Source organism: Actinomyces oris, from assembly GCF_001553935.1.
In the GTDB taxonomy this organism is placed as follows: domain Bacteria; phylum Actinomycetota; class Actinomycetes; order Actinomycetales; family Actinomycetaceae; genus Actinomyces; species Actinomyces oris_A.
The window spans coordinates 727,218-744,423 of the sequence record NZ_CP014232.1; the positions used below are offsets into that span (position 1 = coordinate 727,218).

Consider the following 17,206-nt stretch of genomic DNA (forward strand, 5'->3'; position numbering starts at 1 on the left):
CGATCCCCGTCTCCCTCGGACCGCTCGAGAAGCGAGTGCGCCCCCGTACCTGCCGGTCGGGGGCGCACTCAAACTTGCCGGGCGCCGGGGAGGCGCGCGGGAGATGACTCACATGCTCACGTTGCGGAAGTCGAAGGGGTAGATCCCCATGGGGTTCCAGTGGGCGATGAGGCGCGCACCGCAGGGCCGATCGTGGGCCCACAGCTCGCTGCTGATGACGACGCCGCCGCCCTCCAGCTCGCTGAGGTCGAGGCGGTGGTGGCCGTCAACATAGTCGTCGGCCTGCTCCACGGGGTAGAGGGTCAGATCCGACGCGGGGCTCGACAGGCCCGCCAGCTGCTCATCGAGGCCGGCCAGGTCGTTGCCGGCGATGCCGTAGCGGCTCGCCAGCTCGTTGACGTCACGGCGCGCGATGGCGGCGACGAACTCCTGGACCTCGGTGTAGATCCGCTGACGCAGGTCCGCACTCCCCCATGGTGCCGGGGTCGGCTCAGTCGGCTCAACGGGCTCGGTCGGCTCCTCCTCGGCGCCCGGTCGGTCCTCGGCGGGCGCCTCGGCATCCGTGGGCTGCGAGGCCTCGGCCTCCTCAGGCTCATGCGACCTCTCCGGGTCTTCCTGGGCCTGCGGGTGCTCGACGGGGGCCTGCTCGGCCGGGGCCTTCTCAGCCTGGACCTCCGGCACCGCGTGGTCCTCGGGCTGACCCTCGGGCGTTGAGGCGGTCGGCGCGGAGACGGCCTCAGCACCGGAGGACACCGGCGCCTCAGGTACCGGCGCATCGGCGGAGTCGGTGGCGGGGGCGGCATCAGCGGCGTCGGAGACGTCCACCGGGCCGGCGGCACGCACCGTCTCCGCGGCGTCCGTGACGGGCGGGGCCGTCGCCTCGGCGGGGGCAGCGGCCTCCGGGGCCTCCTCGGAGAGGTCGAGGGGGACCTCGTCACCCTCGTGAGCGACGGCGTCGGCCGGGGCCAGGGGGAGCTCGAGCTGATCGGGCGCAACGGTCTCACCGGTGGGCGCCGCCACGGGCTCACCACCGGCATGCTCGACGGCGGGGATCGCCACCGGCTCATAGGCGGACTCGGCCGTCCCGGAGGAGTGGGCCACGTCGGTCGGCGAAGCCAGCCCTGGCTCGGAGGACTGGGCCGCCTCGATGCCGCCCTCAGCGGCCTGCTCCGGGGCGTCAGCCGGGGTCTGCGCAGTGGCGGCGGCGTGCCGGGCCCGGCGCGAGCCGTCGGCCGCCTCCGCCTCGGGAGCCGGGACGGTGAGCGTGGCGGCGCCGGCCTCGGCGCCGACCTCCTGGCTGGCCTCTGGGGTGCTCAGCACGGGCTGCGCCTCGGACTGCTCCTGCCGGTCGCCCTCAGGAGCGGCCAGGGCCGGCGGCATCTCAACCATCGCGGGCGGCGCCACGGCCGGTGCACTCACCTCACCGTCCACGAGGCCCTGCTCCACGGGGAAGGGCTGGACGAGGAGGGTCTCCCCCGTCGGCGCGGCGACCGGTTCGGTCTCGGCCGGCGCGACCGGCTTGCCAAGGACATCGGGGGCCTGAGCGGCCTCGGTCGGCGTGTGGTCGGTCACCGCCGCGTGCCGGGCCTGGTGAGCAGTGGCCGCGTCCTCCTCCTCGGGAGCGGGGACCGGCTCGGGGGTCTCGGAGCTCTCGGTCTCGGCCGGGGCGGGCTCCTCGACCTGCGGGGCCTGGGCCTCGGCGGGGGCCTCCTCGATGAGGGGCTCGCCGGCAGGGGCTGACGACTCCGGGGCCTGGGCGGGAGCGTCCTCAGGGGACTGGGAAGCGGCGGGCTGCTCGGCCTCAGTAGCGGACTCGGCCGCCGGCTGTGCGGGCACGGCGAAGACGGAGGGGGTATCGACAGAATCGCCGAGCACGTCGGCCTCCGATGCTTCCCTCCCCTCAGAGGGCTCAGTGGCCTCGGGAACCTGGGGCTCCTCAACCGGCTCCGACGTCGTCGGGTCCTCGTCAGTGGTCTCGGCCGGGGACGGCTCCGAGACGACCGTGGGCAGCGGGTCGGAGTTGAGGTACTGGCGCCGTTCCACGCCCACGCGGGTGAGCTGGCCGGCGAGAATCTCGGGGCGTCCGAGGTAGTCCCAGACCTCCGCGGGGCCCGAGCGCAGGCTCAGGGAGGGGGCGTCGAGGATGGCGACCCCGCCGTCGGGCAGGAAGCATAGGAACAGTCCGGTCATCTCGCCGGTGGTGGCGTCCCACAGGCGCACGGTGCCGTCCTCGGAGCCGGTGAGGATCCGGGTGCCGTCGGGGCTCCACTGCGCGTCGGTGACGCCGAAGCGGTGACCGGCCAGGGACAGGACGATCTTGCCGGAGACCTCGTCCCACACGCGCACGACGCCGTCGTCGAAGCCGGCCAGCACCTTGGCGCCGTCGGGGCTCCAGGCGTAGGAGCGGACCATGGCGGCGTCGTCACGCAGTGTCACGAGCTCGCCGGAGGTGATGACGTCCCAGACGTGGGCGGCGCCATCGGCACTGCCGGTGACGACGCGCGGGCCCCCTTGAGTCCACACGACGTCGCGCACCCAGTTGCCGGTGTAGGTGTGGATGACCTCGCCGGTGGCGGCATCCCAGATGCGGGCCGTCCCGTCCTGGGAGCCGGTCAGGGCGCGCTGGCCGTTGGGGCTCCAGGCGACCGAGGTGATCATGTCGCTGTGGCCCTCGAGGGTCAGGAGGCGCTCGCCGCGGGCGGCGTCCCAGATCGCGGCGCGGTCGTCTCCCAGGCCGGTGAGGATGCGCTCGCTGTCCGGGCTCCAGGCGATGTCGTTGACGTCGTCCTCCCCGGCGGTCAGGGCCTGGACGACGTCGCCGGTGGAGGCGTCCAGGATGAGGACGCGGGGCGAGAGGTAGGAGGAGGTGGCCAGGCGGGTACCGTCTGGGCTCCAGACGACCTCGCTCAGCTCTCGGGCGCCGTTGTCCACGGTGAGGCGCGGCTCGCCAGTGGTGGCGTCCCAGACACGGTTGCCGCCGATCTTGGCGCCGATGCTGAGCTTGGTGCCGTCGGGGCTCCAGGAGACCGTCTCCACGGAGTTGCCGGCCCCCAGGACGAGCTGGGTCTGGCCGGTGGCGGCGTCCCAGACGCGCACGGTGTCATCGTGGGAGCCGGTGGCCACTCGGGTCCCGTCCGGGCTCCATGCCAGGGCGCAGGCCCACTGGTGGTGGCCGCGCAGGCTGAGCAGTTCCTCGCCGGTGGCGGCGTCCCAGATGTGGGCGGTGGTGCCGGAGATGTCGTCGGTGATGATGCGGCTGCCGTCGGGGCTCCAGGAGACGACGCTGACCCAGCGCCGCTCACGGCCGTGAAGGCTGAGGACCTCCTCGCCGGTGGCGGCGTCCCAGACCCGGGGCTCGGCCGAGTCGAAGGCGGTGATGATGCGGCGCGAGTCCGGGCTCCATGACAGGCCCGTCATCGGCTCGATCGGGCCGACGTGGGTCGGCCTGCCGTCAGGGCCCATGGTGGCGCCGCGCCCCACGAAGGCCATCGGGCCCACGCGCAGCAGCTCGGTGCCGGTGGTGACGTCCCAGACGCGGGCGGTGCCGTCGTCGGAGGCGGTGGCCACTCGGGTCCCGTCCGGGCTCCACGACACTGCGGTGAGGTGCTCGGTGTGCCCTGACAGAGTACGCACCACCTGACCGCTGGAGGCGTCCCAGATGCGGGCCGAGGCGTCGTCGAAGCTGGTGAGGATGCGGGTGGAGTCGGGGCTCCAGGCCACCGCCCCGCCCACGCCGGAGCCGCCGACCCCCAGGGTCAGCAGGTCGGCGCCAGTGGTCGCGTCCCAGACGCGCACGCTGTGGTCCTCCGCCGCAGTGAGTAGCCGCGTACCATCGGGGCTCCAGGCCACCGCACTGATGGACAGGCTGGGGCCGGCCAGCGCGAACAGCTCGGTACCGCGGCTTGCGTCCCAGACCCGGGCCGTGCCGTCGTGCGATCCGGACAGGAGCCGCGTGCCGTCCGGGCTCCAGGCCACACCCCACAGCGCGTCGAAGTGGCCGGCATACAGTGACACCTCACGAGGGTCGATCGTCGCCGAGGTCTCTGAAGGCACAGTCATGGTTGAAGTCTAGAGATCTCTGCGAGGTATCTGCGGCATCTTGAGCCGATTGCGAGCAGTTACCTGAGTGATATCTGGCAAATCCGGGGCTGAGAGGGCGCCACGCCGGGTGCGCGACACGCTGAGGCGCCCCCTTCCGCACCACCGCGCCCCGTTCGGGCGGGCGCGGGAGGGCGTTGGGCCATCGGCCGAGACCGGATCGCCCACCATGTCGATATCTTCCTGAGACGCCCAGAGAATTATTGGATGCGGTCGCCGGGGCGGCCTCGATGTCAATTCGGGCGCCGTGCGAGCCCGCCACCACCGCCTCCCGTACCGCAGACTCCTCCTCCCCGCCATCGCCGGGCCAGCCACCAGCGCTGACGGGGACATTCCGCGCGGTCGGGTGCGTGTCACTCCGGGCAGGGGCATCCTGCGCGTCCGGGGACAGGATTCCCGTCCCCGACGGCGTCGAACGTCCCCCGCCACACAAGAATGTCCCCGGCCGTAGAGAAATGTCCCCGACGGCGGGCTCACCCAGCGGAGGTGAGGCGCGCAGCCCACAGGCATGCACAGTCTGCAGTCAGAGGCGCGCAGTCGGCGCTCAGTCGCCGGCGCCGTGGAAGACGGCCTCGAGGTTGTTGCCGTCGGGGTCGAGGACGAAGGCCCCGTAGTAGCCGGGGTGGTAGTGCGGGCGCTCGCCGGGACCGCCGTTGTCGGTGCCGCCCGCCGCGAGGGCCGCCTCGTGGAAGGCGTCCACCTGCGCCGTCGAGGACGCCGCCAGCGCGATATGGCAGGGCGTCGGGTTCTCCGCCGGGGCCAGCCACAGGTCCGCATGGACCGGGGAGTCCTCCGACGCGCCGGGCGTCGGCCCGCCCAGTCCGGTGACGGGCCCGAACTCCATGACGACGCGGTAGCCCAGCGGCGCGAGCGCCGCCTCGTAGAAGGCCTTCGAGGCCGCCGGATCACTGACATTCACAGAGGCATGATCGATCATGCCTCCAGGCTACCCACTGGTTGATACGCGGCAGCCGCTTTGACAGGCTCCAGCCATGACATCCTCCGCGGCCCTCTCCTCACGCCCCACACGATCGGCCGACATCGAGTCCATCATCACTATCATCGCTTGGGGTGCCCAGGTACTGGGCGTCATTGTGTTGAACCACGTCCTCGACGCCTCCACGCTCGTGCCGCCGAGCTTCTCGGACAGCTCATCACCCGGCGTTGGCCTCCATCTCGTGAGTCTCGTGCGGACGATGAACAGCGTCATCCTGATTCTGGCCGTCATCGGCTTCATCACCGCGTTCTATGTCGTCGCGGCCGACAACAAGATGGGCGGGGCAGTCCTCAGCGTGGCACTGGCCGGCATCTCCCTGTCCGTCTCACTGACCATCGGTTGCCTCGTCACGGCAGAGGCATCCAACCCGAGCGCCTGGATCTACCTCGTGAACGTCCTGCCGGCCGTGGTGCTGCTTGTTTCCGCAGCGACACTCCACCACACGTCGACACCTGAGATGGCGCGGTAGGGCAGTCAGGAGGCACGCCGTCGGGGCACCGGGGCGGACCGACGGGGACATTCCACACGGCCGGGTGGGCGCCCTTCCGGGCGGGGGCATCCTGCGCGTCCGGGGACAGGATTCCGGTCCCCGACGGCGTCGAAGGTCCCCGACTGCACAAGAATGTCCCCATCTGTGCAGGAATGTCCCCGTCGGCGAACGGGTCTCAGAACAGCGCCGGCAGGACACCCTCGACGTCGGCCCCGAGCTCGGCCAGGTCCAGGACGAGGGGACGCCCGGCACCGCCGTCGGAGAGCAGGTCACTGCCGGCCACGACGAGCAGGTCGCCGCCGGTGGTCCCCAGGCGCGCCACGGCGACGTCCTCGGCCTCGGCGGCCGCGGTGACGGCGGGCACGAGCTCCTCGCGTACGGCGACGATCGCGCGGGCCCCGGACTCGGAGAACAGGGCGGTGAAGTCGTCCACGCCCTCCTCCTGGATGGCGGTCAGATCCACGCTGGCGCCGACGCCGCAGCGCAGGCAGGAGTCCACGAGAGTCTGGATGAGGCCGCCGGTCGAGCAGTCGTGGGCGACGCGCACCAGCGGCTCGCCGCCGGGGCCCTCCGCCTCGCTCAGGGCCAGCAGCACCCGACCGAGCGCCATCTCCGCGTCGAGGTCGACGCGCGGGGGCAGCCCGCCGAGGTGGTCGTGGACCACGCGGGACCAGGCCGAGCCGTCGAGCTCGTCGGCGGTGGCACCCAGGGCCATGATGGCCAGGCCCTCCTCGTGCCAGCCCGAGGGGTTGGCACGGCGCACATCGTCCATGACGCCCAGGACGCCGACGACGGGCGTGGGGTTGATCGAGGAGTCGATCTGCCCCTTGACCTTGCCGTGGGAGTTGTAGAGCGAGACGTTGCCGCCGGTGACCGGCACGCCCATGACGGCGCAGGCGTCGGCCAGGCCGGTGATGGCCTCGACGAGCTGCCACATGGCGTCGGGGTCCTCCGGCGAGCCGAAGTTGAGGCAGTCGGTGACGGCCAGGGGCCGGGCGCCCACGGTGCACACATTGCGGTAGGACTCGGCCAGGGCCTGGGCGGCGCCGGTGGCGGGGTCGAGCTTGGTGAAGCGGCCGTTGGCGTCGGTGGAAATGGCCACACCCCGGCCGGTGGCCTCGTCGACACGGATGACGCCGGCGTCGTCGGGCTGGCACAGGGCGGTGTCGCCGCGCACGAAGCGGTCGTACTGGTCGGTCACCCAGGCGGTGGAGGCCTGGTTGGGACTGGTGACGACGGCGCGCACCTGCTCGGCCAGCTCGGTGGCGGACTCGGGGCGGGCCAGGCGCTCGGTGGTGTCGGCGTTGAGCGCGTCCTGCCAGGCGGGGCGGGCGTAGGGACGCTCGTAGGTGGGACCCTCGTGGGCCACGGTGCGCGGGTCGACGTCGACGATCCGCTCCCCGAAGTGGTCGATGGTCAGGCGGCCCGAGCCGTTGACCTCCCCGATGACGGCGGCCTCGACGTCCCACTTGTCGATGACGGCCATGAACTCCTCGAGCTTGTCGGGCGCGACGACGGCCATCATGCGCTCCTGGGACTCGCTCATGAGGATCTCCCCGGCGGTCAGGGTGGGGTCGCGCAGGAGCACCTTCTCCAGGTCCACGTGCATGCCGCCGTCGCCGTTGGAGGCCAGCTCGGAGGTGGCGCAGGAGATGCCGGCGGCGCCCAGGTCCTGGATGCCGAGCACGAGCCCGGCGCCGAACAGGTCGAGGCAGCACTCGATAAGGACCTTCTCCATGAAGGGGTCGCCCACCTGGACGCTGGGGCGCTTGGCGGGCATGCCGTCCTCGAAGGACTCCGAGGCCAGGATGGAGGCCCCGCCGATGCCGTCCCCGCCGGTGCGGGCCCCGAAGAGCACCACCTTGTTGCCGGCGCCGGTGGCGTTGGCCAGGTGGATGTCCTCGTGGCGCAGCACGCCCACGCACAGGGCGTTGACCAGTGGGTTCTCCTGGTAGGAGGAGTCGAACTCGGTCTCGCCGCCGATGTTGGGCAGGCCCAGGGAGTTGCCGTAGGTGCCCACGCCGGCCACGACGCCGTGGACGACGCGCGCGGTGTCGGGGTGGTCGACGGCGCCGAAGCGCAGCTGGTCCATGACGGCCACGGGCCGCGCGCCCATGGAGATGATGTCGCGCACGATGCCGCCCACGCCGGTGGCGGCCCCCTGGTAGGGCTCGACATAGCTGGGGTGGTTGTGGGACTCGACCTTGTAGGTCACGGCCCAGCCGTCACCGATGTCGACGACGCCGGCGTTCTCCCCCATGCCGACCAGGAGGTGCTCGCGCATCTCGGGGGTGGTCTTGGCGCCGAACTGGCGCAGGTGGATCTTGGAGGACTTGTAGGAGCAGTGCTCGGACCACATGACCGAGTACATGGCCAGCTCGGCGTTGGTGGGGCGGCGCCCCAGCAGCTCGCGGATGGACTCGTACTCGTCGGCCTTGAGGCCCAGCTCCTTCCAGGGCATCTCCCTGTCGGGCGTCGCGGCGGCGTCGGCGACGGTGTCGGGGTGGGCGGCGGGGATCATGGGCTCGGACGCCATGGGGGCTCCTGGTTGACGAGGGAGTGCGGCCGGACCAAGCCTACCCACGCCCCACGACACCTCACACCACCACCCACGCGGGACCGCCCCCGCACACCCCGAGCACTTCATGCGAGCCCGATCGGCGCTCTGCGGAATCCAGCCAGAAGAATGCCGAAACGGCAACAAGACGCCACGCCCACACCCAAAGTGCTGCGCCTCACAGGATTTCGGGGGAAGATCGTGTCATGAGAGACATCGACGTCGCCCCGCTGCCCCTGTCGCACTTGGAGAGCCACCTGGACGAGGTGGCCATCAAACGACTGCACACCAGCCTGACGGGGGCCGAGGCCCTGCTGGAGGGGCGCACCGTGTGGACGGTCACGCCGTCGGCCGCCGCCGGCTCGGGGCCTGCGGAGACGGTCGCCCCCCTCGTGGGCTACTCCCTGGGCGCCGGCCTTAACGTGCGCTGGCTGACCCTGGACGCCCCCGAGGAGTTCACCCGGATCGCGGCCCGCCTGCACGCCGGCATCCACGGGGACCACGGCGACGGCGGCAAGCTCGGGGATAAGCAGCGCGACATCTACGAGCACGTCCTGGCCTCCAACGCGGAGAACATCGTCGAGGAGGTCCGCCCCGACGACGTCGTCATCCTGCACGACCCGCCCACGGCGGGCCTGGCCAAGGCCCTCAAGGCGGCGGGCGCCACGGTCATCTGGCGCTGCCACGCCGGGGCCGAGGGCGCAGGCGAGGCCGCCGACTACGCCTGGGCCTTCCTGGACCGCTACCTGGAGGACGTGGACCTCGTCATCGTCTCCCGCCCCGAGTACCGCCCGCCCTACATCGAGGCCGAGCGCTGCGCGGTCCTGGCCCCCTCCATCGACGCCGACTCCCCCAAGAACCGGGTCCTGGACCTGGACGAGGCCTGGTCGGTGGCGCGCCTGTCCGGGATCTTCGCCGGCGAGCCGCCCTTCGAGGCGGTGCCCTTCATGCGTCACGACGGGCGCGCCGACGCCTTCCGCGGCCTGGCCGATGACCCGGTCCTGGCCGGTGGTCAGGTGCCGCTGGGGGCCCGGGTCGTCACCCAGGTCAACCGCTGGGACCGCCTCAAGGGCGGCCTAGAGCTGGTGGAGGCCTTCGCCGAGAACATCGCCGTGCTGCCCGAGGATGCCCACCTACTGCTGGTCGGCCCGACCCCGGATGGGCCCGAGTCGCAGGCCACCCTCACCCAGATCGTGGAGCGCTGCTCGGTGCTGCCGGAATCGGTCGCCTCGCGGATCCACGTGGCCGCCGTGAGCATGGAGGACCGGGAGGTCAACGCCACCGTCGTCAATGCCATCCAGCGAGTCAGCTCGGTCGTCACCCAGCGCTCCCTCATCGAGGCCTTCGGACTGACCGTGGCCGAGGCGATGTGGAAGAAGGCCCCGGTAGTCGCCTCCGCAGTCGGCGGCATCCGCGACCAGATCGACGACGGCGTCGACGGCGTCCTGGTCGACCCGGCCAACGGCCTCGCTTGGGCCGAGGCCGTGCGCGACCTACTGCTCTTCCCCGAGCGGGCCCAGGAGATGGGGCTGGCCGCCCACGAGTCCGTGCGCCGGGAGTTCCTGTCCAACCGGCACCTGCAGGACCTCCTGCAGATCGTGGCCGACCTGGTGGGCTGAGGAGTCGACGAGAAAGACGCCCCACAGGGGCGTCAGTGTCCATGGCGCTGACATTAACTCCGCACAGACGCCACGTGCCGCGGAACAACCGCAGAATTTCAACGATCTCCACTGGTCACTTCGGCAGCGATCTCGCTCATGTCAGCGCTGTGGACACCCGGCCGCCGGTCTGGTCGGCTCCCGGGACACAGGCGCGGAAGTCAGACGTCCTCACCCCGGCACTGGCAGCCCTTGACCGACTGACCGCCCACAGGAGACGAAGCGATGGCAGCCATGACACCTGAGCAGCACCACCTCGTTCAGCGCATCCGCACGCTGGTTGACGACGAACCGGACGTGCGCGAGGTCCCCATGTTCGGAGGCCGCGCGATCATGGTCAACGACAAGATGATCGTCAGCGCCGGGAAGACCGGGGACCTCCTGGTACGCGTCGCCGCCGACCGCCACGAAACGCTCCTGGGCGAACCGGGTGCGAGGCGAGCTCAGATGGGGGCCGGGCGAGTCATGGGGCCCGGCTGGGTCACCGTCGCGCCCGAGGCCATCGCCGACGACGACCACCTCACCTTCTGGGTTGACGTCGCGATGCGCCACAACCGCACCGTCACCGGCAGGTAATCAACAGGCAGGAGCTCACAAGGGCCTTGCCAGAGCTGACGGCGGTTTTTCTCAAGACCCGCCGCAACGAGCACGTCTCGCAGCACACCCCGACCGGTGAGCGGCCGACAGCCGCGCACTGGGGGAGCCAGCCCAGGGGACTTCATCACATCGCAGGCCGAGTTATCCACAGGTCGTGTCCACAGGCTTGTGCATGGCTGTGGGGGTTTGTGGGATGTCGCCATTCTTCCTGTGCGCAACGCCGGTTCGAGACCTCCACACTGGGCGAGCACCCCTGCCGGAGGCTCCCGGCCCAGGCCGCCACGCACCTTGGGGCGGCATCCCCAGATACCGAGTTTTGGCTGAAAATCCGGGATAATCATCCAAGCAGTCGCACCCGCCATCTCGGTCATCCCAAGGCGGAGCCCCCGACGGTTGGGACAGCACATTCTTCATCGTCATGCAACTTGAGTGCAGTCACTCCTGGGTCGCCCGAGTGAGCGACCGCCCTGTCTTCTCCACAGTTCTGCACAGGCGCGAGGCGGATCTGTGGATAACGTGACGGGGAATGACTCGGCACCCACCTCTGACGGCTGTCAGGTGTGGGTGCCGGATGCGGCGTCCTCAGACGGCCAGCAGCGAGTCGATGGCGGAGCGGAAGACTCCCAGGCCGTCGGTGCCGGTGCGCGGCCCGGCCTGCGAGCCGGGACCGAAACCGGGCTCCACGGCGTGCTCGGGGTGGGGCATGAGTCCGACGACGTTGCCGCGTTCGTTGCGCACGCCGGCGATGTCGCGGGCTGAGCCGTTGGGGTTGCCCACGTAGCGGAAGACGACGAGTCCCTCCCCCTCGAGGCGGTCGAGCTCCTCGGGGGAGGCGATGAAGTTGCCCTCGCCGTTCTTCATGGGAACGACGATCTCCTCCCCCTCCGCGTACCGGTTGGTCCAGGCGGTCTGGGTGTTCTCCACGCGCAGCCGCTGCTCGACGCAGATGAAGCGCTGGTTCGCGTTGCGCAGGAGGGCGCCGGGCAGGAGGTGGGCCTCGGCGAGGATCTGGAAGCCGTTGCAGATGCCGAGCACCGGCATGCCACGCTCGGCGGCGGCCACGACCTCCTCCATGACGGGGGCGAAGCGGGCGATGGCGCCGCAGCGCAGGTAGTCGCCGTAGGAGAAGCCTCCGGGCACGACGACGGCGTCGACCCCGCGCAGGTCGGCGTCCTTGTGCCACAGGCTCACCGGCTCGGCCCCGGCCAGGCGCACGGCGCGGGCGGCGTCGACGTCGTCGAGCGTCCCGGGGAAGGTGATGACGCCGATACGGGCGGCGGGGGAGCTGCTGAGCGACTCACTCACGGCTCAGGCCTCCTCGTCGGCGGCGACGGAGACGACGTCCTCGATGATCGGGTTGGACAGGAGGGTGTCGGCGGCCTCGCGGGCGGCGGCCAGGTGCTCCTCGGTGACGGGGCCGTCCACGGTCAGCTCGAAGCGACGGCCCTGCCGCACCCCGGTGAACTGCTCGAAGCCGAGGCGGGGAAGGCTTCCGACGACAGCCTTGCCCTGGGGGTCAAGAATCTCGGGCTTGGGCATGACCTCGACAACGATGCGTCCCATGGGTGCTCCTCGGATCAGGCGGGATGAGTGCGCAGCCCAAGACTACCCGTATGCAGGCCGGGACACTGCCTGCCGTCTCGACGTGGCTCAGACCTGGCCGAGCCACTCGCCGGCCAGCCGAATCGCCACGACTCCGCCCAGGGTGAGGGCGGCCGTGGCGATGAGCCAGGCGGAGCCCAGGATGAGGGCGACGACGGCGCAGACCACGGCGCTGGCGAGCATGAACCCGCCCACGGCCCCGGCGACACCGGCGGGGGCGTGGAGGGACTGGTCGACGGTGGAGGTGCCCATGACCGGCGTAGGGCCGGAGTCCACGGTGGGGGCCGTCTCGTCGCCGCGCTCAGAGGCGCCCGGAAGGAGCGGTCCGCGAGCTCGGGCCACCAGCCGGGCGGGGTCGTGGACCTTGACGGAACCAGTGGTCAGGCCGGCGGCGGCGTCGAGCACACCGGGCTTCCAACGCTCGGCCTCACGGCGTACGGGGGTGCCTCCGGCCCAGGCGAGGTAGCCGGCGGCGGCCACCAGCCCGGCGCCGCCGAGGACCGCGACGAGCCACGGCGGGATCCACGGGTGTCCGGCCTCGGCGTTGCGGGCCAGGTTCATGGCCGAGGCGGTGGCCAGGACCAGGCCGAGCAGGGCGAAGGCCACGCCGGCCAGGCGCTGGCGGCGCACGGCCGCCGGCCACGGGGAGCGGGTCCGGGCAGCGGCGCTCTTGGCGCTTCCGCGCCCCACGCCCCAGTCGGTGCCCGAGGAGGAGCGGCGGGGTCCGCGTCCCTTGGCGGGGCCGCGCCCCACCCCCCAGTCAGTGCCTCCCTGGGCTTTGATCTCCTCGGCGTCCAGGGCGTTGGTGGCCGCCTCCCAGGCGCTGGACTCGGCCAGGATGCCGGCGTCCTCCTCGGCCTCGGGCTGGGCCGCCGGGCTCGTGGGCGCGGCGGGGGCGGTGGTGGCGGCACTGGGGCGCGTCTGGTAGCCGCGGCCGCGGGCGGAGGGGGCTGCGGCACTGGGGGCCGAGGCTGCCGGTGCCGCTGGTGCGGGTGCGGCCGGTGCCGCGGTCGCCGACGGCGCAGCCGCCACGGAGGCCGCGGATGCTCCGCTGGGCACGGCCTCGGGCCTGCCCTGGGAGATGGTGAAGACGCGGGTGGTGGTGGCTCCCGTCTGGGGCGCGCTGCTCGGCCCGTCAACGGCTGTGGGACGTACGACGGGCCGTGGTGAGCGACCATCGGCGCTGGCGGCGGCCGCGACCCGCTGCTGGGGGGCCGGGGAGCCGGGAGTGCCGGCAGCACTGCCGGCGCTGGCAGGGAGCGGGTCCGGTGCGGCAGTCGGGGCGGTCTCGCCATGGTCCCCGGGGGTGTTGGAGGGCCCGCCGACGGTGTACGGGGTGGCCGGGGAGGCGGGCGAGCCGGCGGACAGGGCGGAGCCGGCCCATCCGGTGTCCTCGTCGGGCACGTCGGCCAGGTCGATGGCGATGGCGGCGTCGACGGCGTCAGCGGTTCCTGAGGCGATGGCCTGGGCCGCGGCTGACCGCAGGTCGTCCTCCGTCATGACCGCCGCGCCGCCTGTGTCCCGGGCGCCGGCAGAGCTGGCAGTTGAGCCGGCGGCGGAGGCCGCGGAGACTCCCGAGGCGGATGAGGGGGCCGAGGCGGCCGAGCCGGTGGGGGCCGGGTTGTTGCCGGAGCGGACGACCTCAAGCAGCCCGCTGCCGCCGGACCGGGCGGAGGCGCTCTTCGGACGTGGGGTCCGCTTGGGCATGATGCCCCAGTTGACGGGCCCCTGCTCGTTGTCGGAACGTCGGTCGCGGGGGGTCATGAGATCACCTGTCCCAGGATGGAGGCGAGCCCCAGGGCCACGAGCACGAAGCCGGTGGCGCCGAGCAGGAGCTGGCCGACACGGATGAGGGTCTCGCCGGTGGAGGTCCCGGCCAGGCGCTCGTCGGCCGCGCGCCCGAACGACGTCGCGGCCAGTGCGGTGGTGAGGGGGCCGGAGACCACGTCGAGGGTGGTCAGCTCGCGCCGGCCTGTGGACTCGGGCACGAGCACCTTGGTTCCCGGCACGGTGAGCGTTGCCAGATCAGTGCCGGGCAGGGCTGCGCCGTCGGTTCCCGAGCCCCGCTGGGAGGATTGGGAGCCCTTGGCCCCCTTGCCGCGGGCGCCCTTGGCACTCCCCCCGTTCTTGGAGGACTCGCCGCCCTGCCGGGCCCGGGCCGCGCGGACCCGGTTGCGCTCCAGACGCAGGCGGGGGGCGTTGACCACCAGGGAGCGGGCGGAGAGCCTCAAGGAGGCGAGCATGCCCAGCCCCACGAGGACCAGGGCAATACCACCCAGGACGCGGGAGGTCTCGGTGGCCCCGAGGGCGGAGGTGATGGCGGCCGACAGCGCCAGCACGATCGTCACGACAATGAGGCCGACCAGCACGTAGAAGCCCGGCCCCGGTTTGAAGGCGCGGGTGGCGCTCCCGGTATCAGGGAGGTCCGATGCGGGTGAGGTCGTGGTCATGACAGCTCCAGGGGGTGACCGGTCAGCCGCTCGTAGGCTTCGAGGTAGCGGGCGCGGGTCCGTTCGACGACGTCGTCAGGCAGGGCAGGAGGCTCCTGGCCGCCGTCCCGGTCCCAGCCGGAGGCCGGAGAGGTGAGCCAGTCGCGCACGTACTGCTTGTCGAAGGAGGGGGTGACCCGGCCGGGCTCCCAGGCGTCGGCGGGCCAGAAGCGGGAGGAGTCGGGGGTGAGGACCTCGTCGCCCAGGATCAGCTCGCCGTCGGCGTCGGTGCCGAGCTCGAACTTGGTGTCGGCCAGGATGATGCCGCGGTCCCGGGCGATCTCGGCGGCCCGGGAGTAGAGGGCCAGGGTGGTCTCGCGCAGGGCGGTGGCGGCGCTGTCCCCCACCATCTGGACGACGCGCTCGAAGGTGACGTTCTCGTCGTGCTCGCCGAGCTCGGCCTTGGCGGCGGGGGTGAAGATCGGCTCGGGAAGGCGGGAGGCCTCCGTCAGTCCCTCGGGCAGGGCGACGCCGCACACGGAGCGGCTCTGCCGGTACTCGACCAGGCCGGAGCCGGTGAGGTAGCCGCGGGCCACGCACTCGACCGGGTACATCTCCAGCCGTCGGCAGATCATGGCGCGTCCGGCGACCTGGGCGGGAACGTCGAGGGAGACGAGGTGGTTCGGGACGACGTCGGCGAGCTGCTCGAACCACCAGGCGCTCAGGGCCGTGAGGACCTTGCCCTTGTCCGGGATCGGGGTGGCCAGGATGTGGTCGTAGGCGCTGATGCGGTCCGAGGCGACCACGAGGAGCACGTCCTGCCCGCCCCATGGGCCGTCGGAAGTGGGGGCGTAGACGTCCCGGACCTTGCCGCTGGAGCGGTGCTCCCACCCAGGGACGGTGGGGGGCAGGGAGTCGGCTGCTGAGGCAGTGGGGCCGACTGAGGCGGAGCTCGCGGACTGAGTCATGGCCCCATCCTGCCATCGGCGGGCACCCTGTGTCCGGTTCCAGGCCGCGGCGGCGACCGCAGGGTCACCCTTGGAGGATCGCACGATAGCCCCGCCATTGCACGCATTTGTCCGGGTCGGGTCGTCAGGGGGAGTCGGGGAGCGACCGGAGTAAATCCCACCGACGGGATGGGAACGGCTCTCATGTCACACCTCGTCCGACCGGCTGGGCAACGGGCTGACGTGGGTCAACACCGGTGCCGAAATCCACCCTCCCATCCGGCGAGAAGTCGCAGTAGTCCCTCAGGAAAGAGAGGAGCGGTGTGCGTTTGGTCTCGGAAGAAGTGCGTGGGTCACCCGCCCGTCCCTCACGTCCGGGACTGAGGGCGGCCTTCTGGGGTTCAGCGCAGGGCGAGCCGCGCGCCGTGGTCGCGACGGCGAGGAGGCTCTCCTCAGCTACTCGGTCCGGTCGGCGCTGGCAGCGCTGCTGACGCTGCTAACGCTGCCTTCACTGGCCGCCTGGGCGATATCGGTGCGGTACTGGGCGCCCTCAAGGTCGATGCGCTCGACGGCCTCATAGGCGCGTTCCCGCGCCGCCTCGAGGCTCGCCCCCAGGGCGACGACGGACAGGACCCGCCCGCCGACGGCGACCAGCTCCCCGCGCTCGGTGTTGCCGGTGCCGGCGTGCAGCACGTGGACGTCGTCGAGCTCCTCGGCGGCCTCGATCCCGGTGATGGTGCCGCCGGTGGTGACGGTCCCGGGGTAGCCGGGGGCGGCGATGACGACGTCGACGGCGCACTGCTCGGACCAGGTGGGCTCGGGGACCTCGGCGAGACGACCGGTGGCGGCGGCGTGGAGCAGCTCGGGCAGGGAGGAGGTCAGGCGGGCCAGGACGGCCTGGGTCTCGGGGTCGCCGAAGCGCACGTTGAACTCGACGACGCGCAGGCCGCGGCTGGTCAGGGCCAGGCCACAGTAGAGCAGGCCGATGAAGCTGGTGCCGCGGCGGGCCATCTCATCGACGACGGGTTGGGCGACCTCGCGCACCACCTGCTCGGTGAGGTCCGCCGGGGCCCAGGACAGGGGCGAGTAGGCGCCCATGCCGCCGGTGTTGGGGCCGGCGTCGTCATTGAGGAGGCGCTTGAAGTCCTGGGCGGGGGCCAGGGGGCGGACGGTGGCGCCGTCGCACACGCAGAACACGGAGGCCTCGGGGCCGTCGAGGTAGTCCTCGACGACGACGCGACCACTGCCACGGGTCAGGCAGGCGCGTCCGTGGGCCAGGGCGACGGGGCGCTCGTCGGTGACGACGACGCCCTTGCCGGCGGCCAGGCCGTCCTCCTTGACGACATGGGGGGCCCCGAAGCGGTCCAGGGCGGCGGTCAGCTCGGCCTCGGTGGTGCACACGGCGGCCTCGGCGGTGGGGACGCCCGCGGCGGTCATGATCTCCTTGGCGAAGGCCTTCGAGCCCTCAAGGCGGGCGGCCTCCGCGCCGGGGCCGAAGCAGGGGATCCCGGCCTCGCGCACAGCGTCGGCAACACCGGCGACCAGGGGTGCCTCGGGGCCGACGACGACGAGGTCGGCCTCCATCTGGGTGGCCAGGGCCACGACCTCCTCGGGGACGCTGGGGTCAATGTTGAGGTTCGTGGCAATGGCCGCCGTGCCGGGGTTCCCGGGGGCGACGACGAGCTCAGCGGTCTGCGGATCACGGGCGAGGGCACGGGCCAGGGCGTGCTCGCGCGCGCCGGAGCCGAGGAGCAGGATCTTCACGGCGATAGCCTAGATGATGGAGGCCGCATGAGGCCCGGAATCGCGGGCCCCGCGTGCCCCTGGGGCG

Annotated in this window: 12 protein-coding genes; 3 read left to right on the forward strand and 9 right to left on the reverse strand. The window is 72.1% G+C overall.

What is annotated here, in order from left to right:
• Positions 1-108 precede the first annotated feature (108 nt).
• Together AXE84_RS03125 and AXE84_RS03130 are read right to left on the reverse strand one after the other, a co-directional pair.
• On the reverse strand, positions 109-4,059 hold the full coding sequence (locus AXE84_RS03125) for an eIF2A-related protein (protein WP_060956803.1): 3,951 nt from the start codon (positions 4,057-4,059) through the stop codon (positions 109-111).
• Positions 4,060-4,642: 583 nt separating this feature from the next.
• Complete coding sequence (locus tag AXE84_RS03130) at positions 4,643-5,035, reverse strand: VOC family protein (RefSeq protein WP_060956804.1); 393 nt, start codon at positions 5,033-5,035, stop codon at positions 4,643-4,645.
• Positions 5,036-5,090: 55 nt separating this feature from the next.
• Between AXE84_RS03130 and AXE84_RS03135 the strand changes: the two genes are divergently transcribed.
• A complete protein-coding gene (locus AXE84_RS03135; protein ID WP_060956805.1) occupies positions 5,091-5,564 on the forward strand; it encodes a hypothetical protein in 474 nt (157 codons plus the stop codon).
• Between the two features lie 196 nt (positions 5,565-5,760).
• Here the strand turns inward: AXE84_RS03135 and purL are convergent, their stop codons facing one another.
• On the reverse strand, positions 5,761-8,121 hold the full coding sequence (gene purL, locus AXE84_RS03140; RefSeq protein ID WP_060956806.1) for a phosphoribosylformylglycinamidine synthase subunit PurL: 2,361 nt from the start codon (positions 8,119-8,121) through the stop codon (positions 5,761-5,763).
• A gap of 227 nt (positions 8,122-8,348) precedes the next feature.
• Between purL and AXE84_RS03145 the strand changes: the two genes are divergently transcribed.
• Complete coding sequence (locus tag AXE84_RS03145; protein ID WP_060956807.1) at positions 8,349-9,761, forward strand: glycosyltransferase; 1,413 nt, start codon at positions 8,349-8,351, stop codon at positions 9,759-9,761.
• A gap of 264 nt (positions 9,762-10,025) precedes the next feature.
• A complete protein-coding gene (locus AXE84_RS03150) occupies positions 10,026-10,376 on the forward strand; it encodes a TfoX/Sxy family protein (protein ID WP_060956808.1) in 351 nt (116 codons plus the stop codon).
• Between the two features lie 603 nt (positions 10,377-10,979).
• Here AXE84_RS03150 and purQ read toward each other — a convergent pair.
• The 6 genes from purQ to purD all read right to left on the reverse strand — a co-directional run bounded on the left by purQ (position 10,980) and on the right by purD (position 17,139).
• The gene (purQ, locus tag AXE84_RS03155) at positions 10,980-11,702 is read right to left on the reverse strand and encodes a phosphoribosylformylglycinamidine synthase subunit PurQ (protein WP_010614350.1); all 723 of its coding nucleotides are present in this window, start codon (positions 11,700-11,702) and stop codon (positions 10,980-10,982) included.
• Between the two features lie 3 nt (positions 11,703-11,705).
• Entirely contained in the window at positions 11,706-11,960 is a 255-nt protein-coding gene (purS, locus tag AXE84_RS03160) for a phosphoribosylformylglycinamidine synthase subunit PurS (protein WP_003787688.1), read from the reverse strand.
• A gap of 87 nt (positions 11,961-12,047) precedes the next feature.
• Positions 12,048-13,763 (reverse strand): hypothetical protein, encoded by a 1,716-nt coding sequence (locus AXE84_RS12975; RefSeq protein WP_060956809.1) that lies wholly within the window; start codon positions 13,761-13,763, stop codon positions 12,048-12,050.
• Positions 13,760-14,449, reverse strand: coding sequence for a hypothetical protein (locus AXE84_RS03170; protein ID WP_060956810.1), 690 nt, complete (start codon positions 14,447-14,449; stop codon positions 13,760-13,762). Before AXE84_RS03170 ends, AXE84_RS12975 begins: the two co-directional genes overlap by 4 nt.
• A complete protein-coding gene (locus AXE84_RS03175; RefSeq protein WP_010614346.1) occupies positions 14,446-15,396 on the reverse strand; it encodes a phosphoribosylaminoimidazolesuccinocarboxamide synthase in 951 nt (316 codons plus the stop codon). The genes AXE84_RS03170 and AXE84_RS03175 overlap by 4 nt, the downstream gene beginning before the upstream one ends.
• Before the next feature lie 435 nt (positions 15,397-15,831).
• The gene (gene purD / locus AXE84_RS03180; protein WP_060956811.1) at positions 15,832-17,139 is read right to left on the reverse strand and encodes a phosphoribosylamine--glycine ligase; all 1,308 of its coding nucleotides are present in this window, start codon (positions 17,137-17,139) and stop codon (positions 15,832-15,834) included.
• Positions 17,140-17,206: the final 67 nt, after the last annotated feature.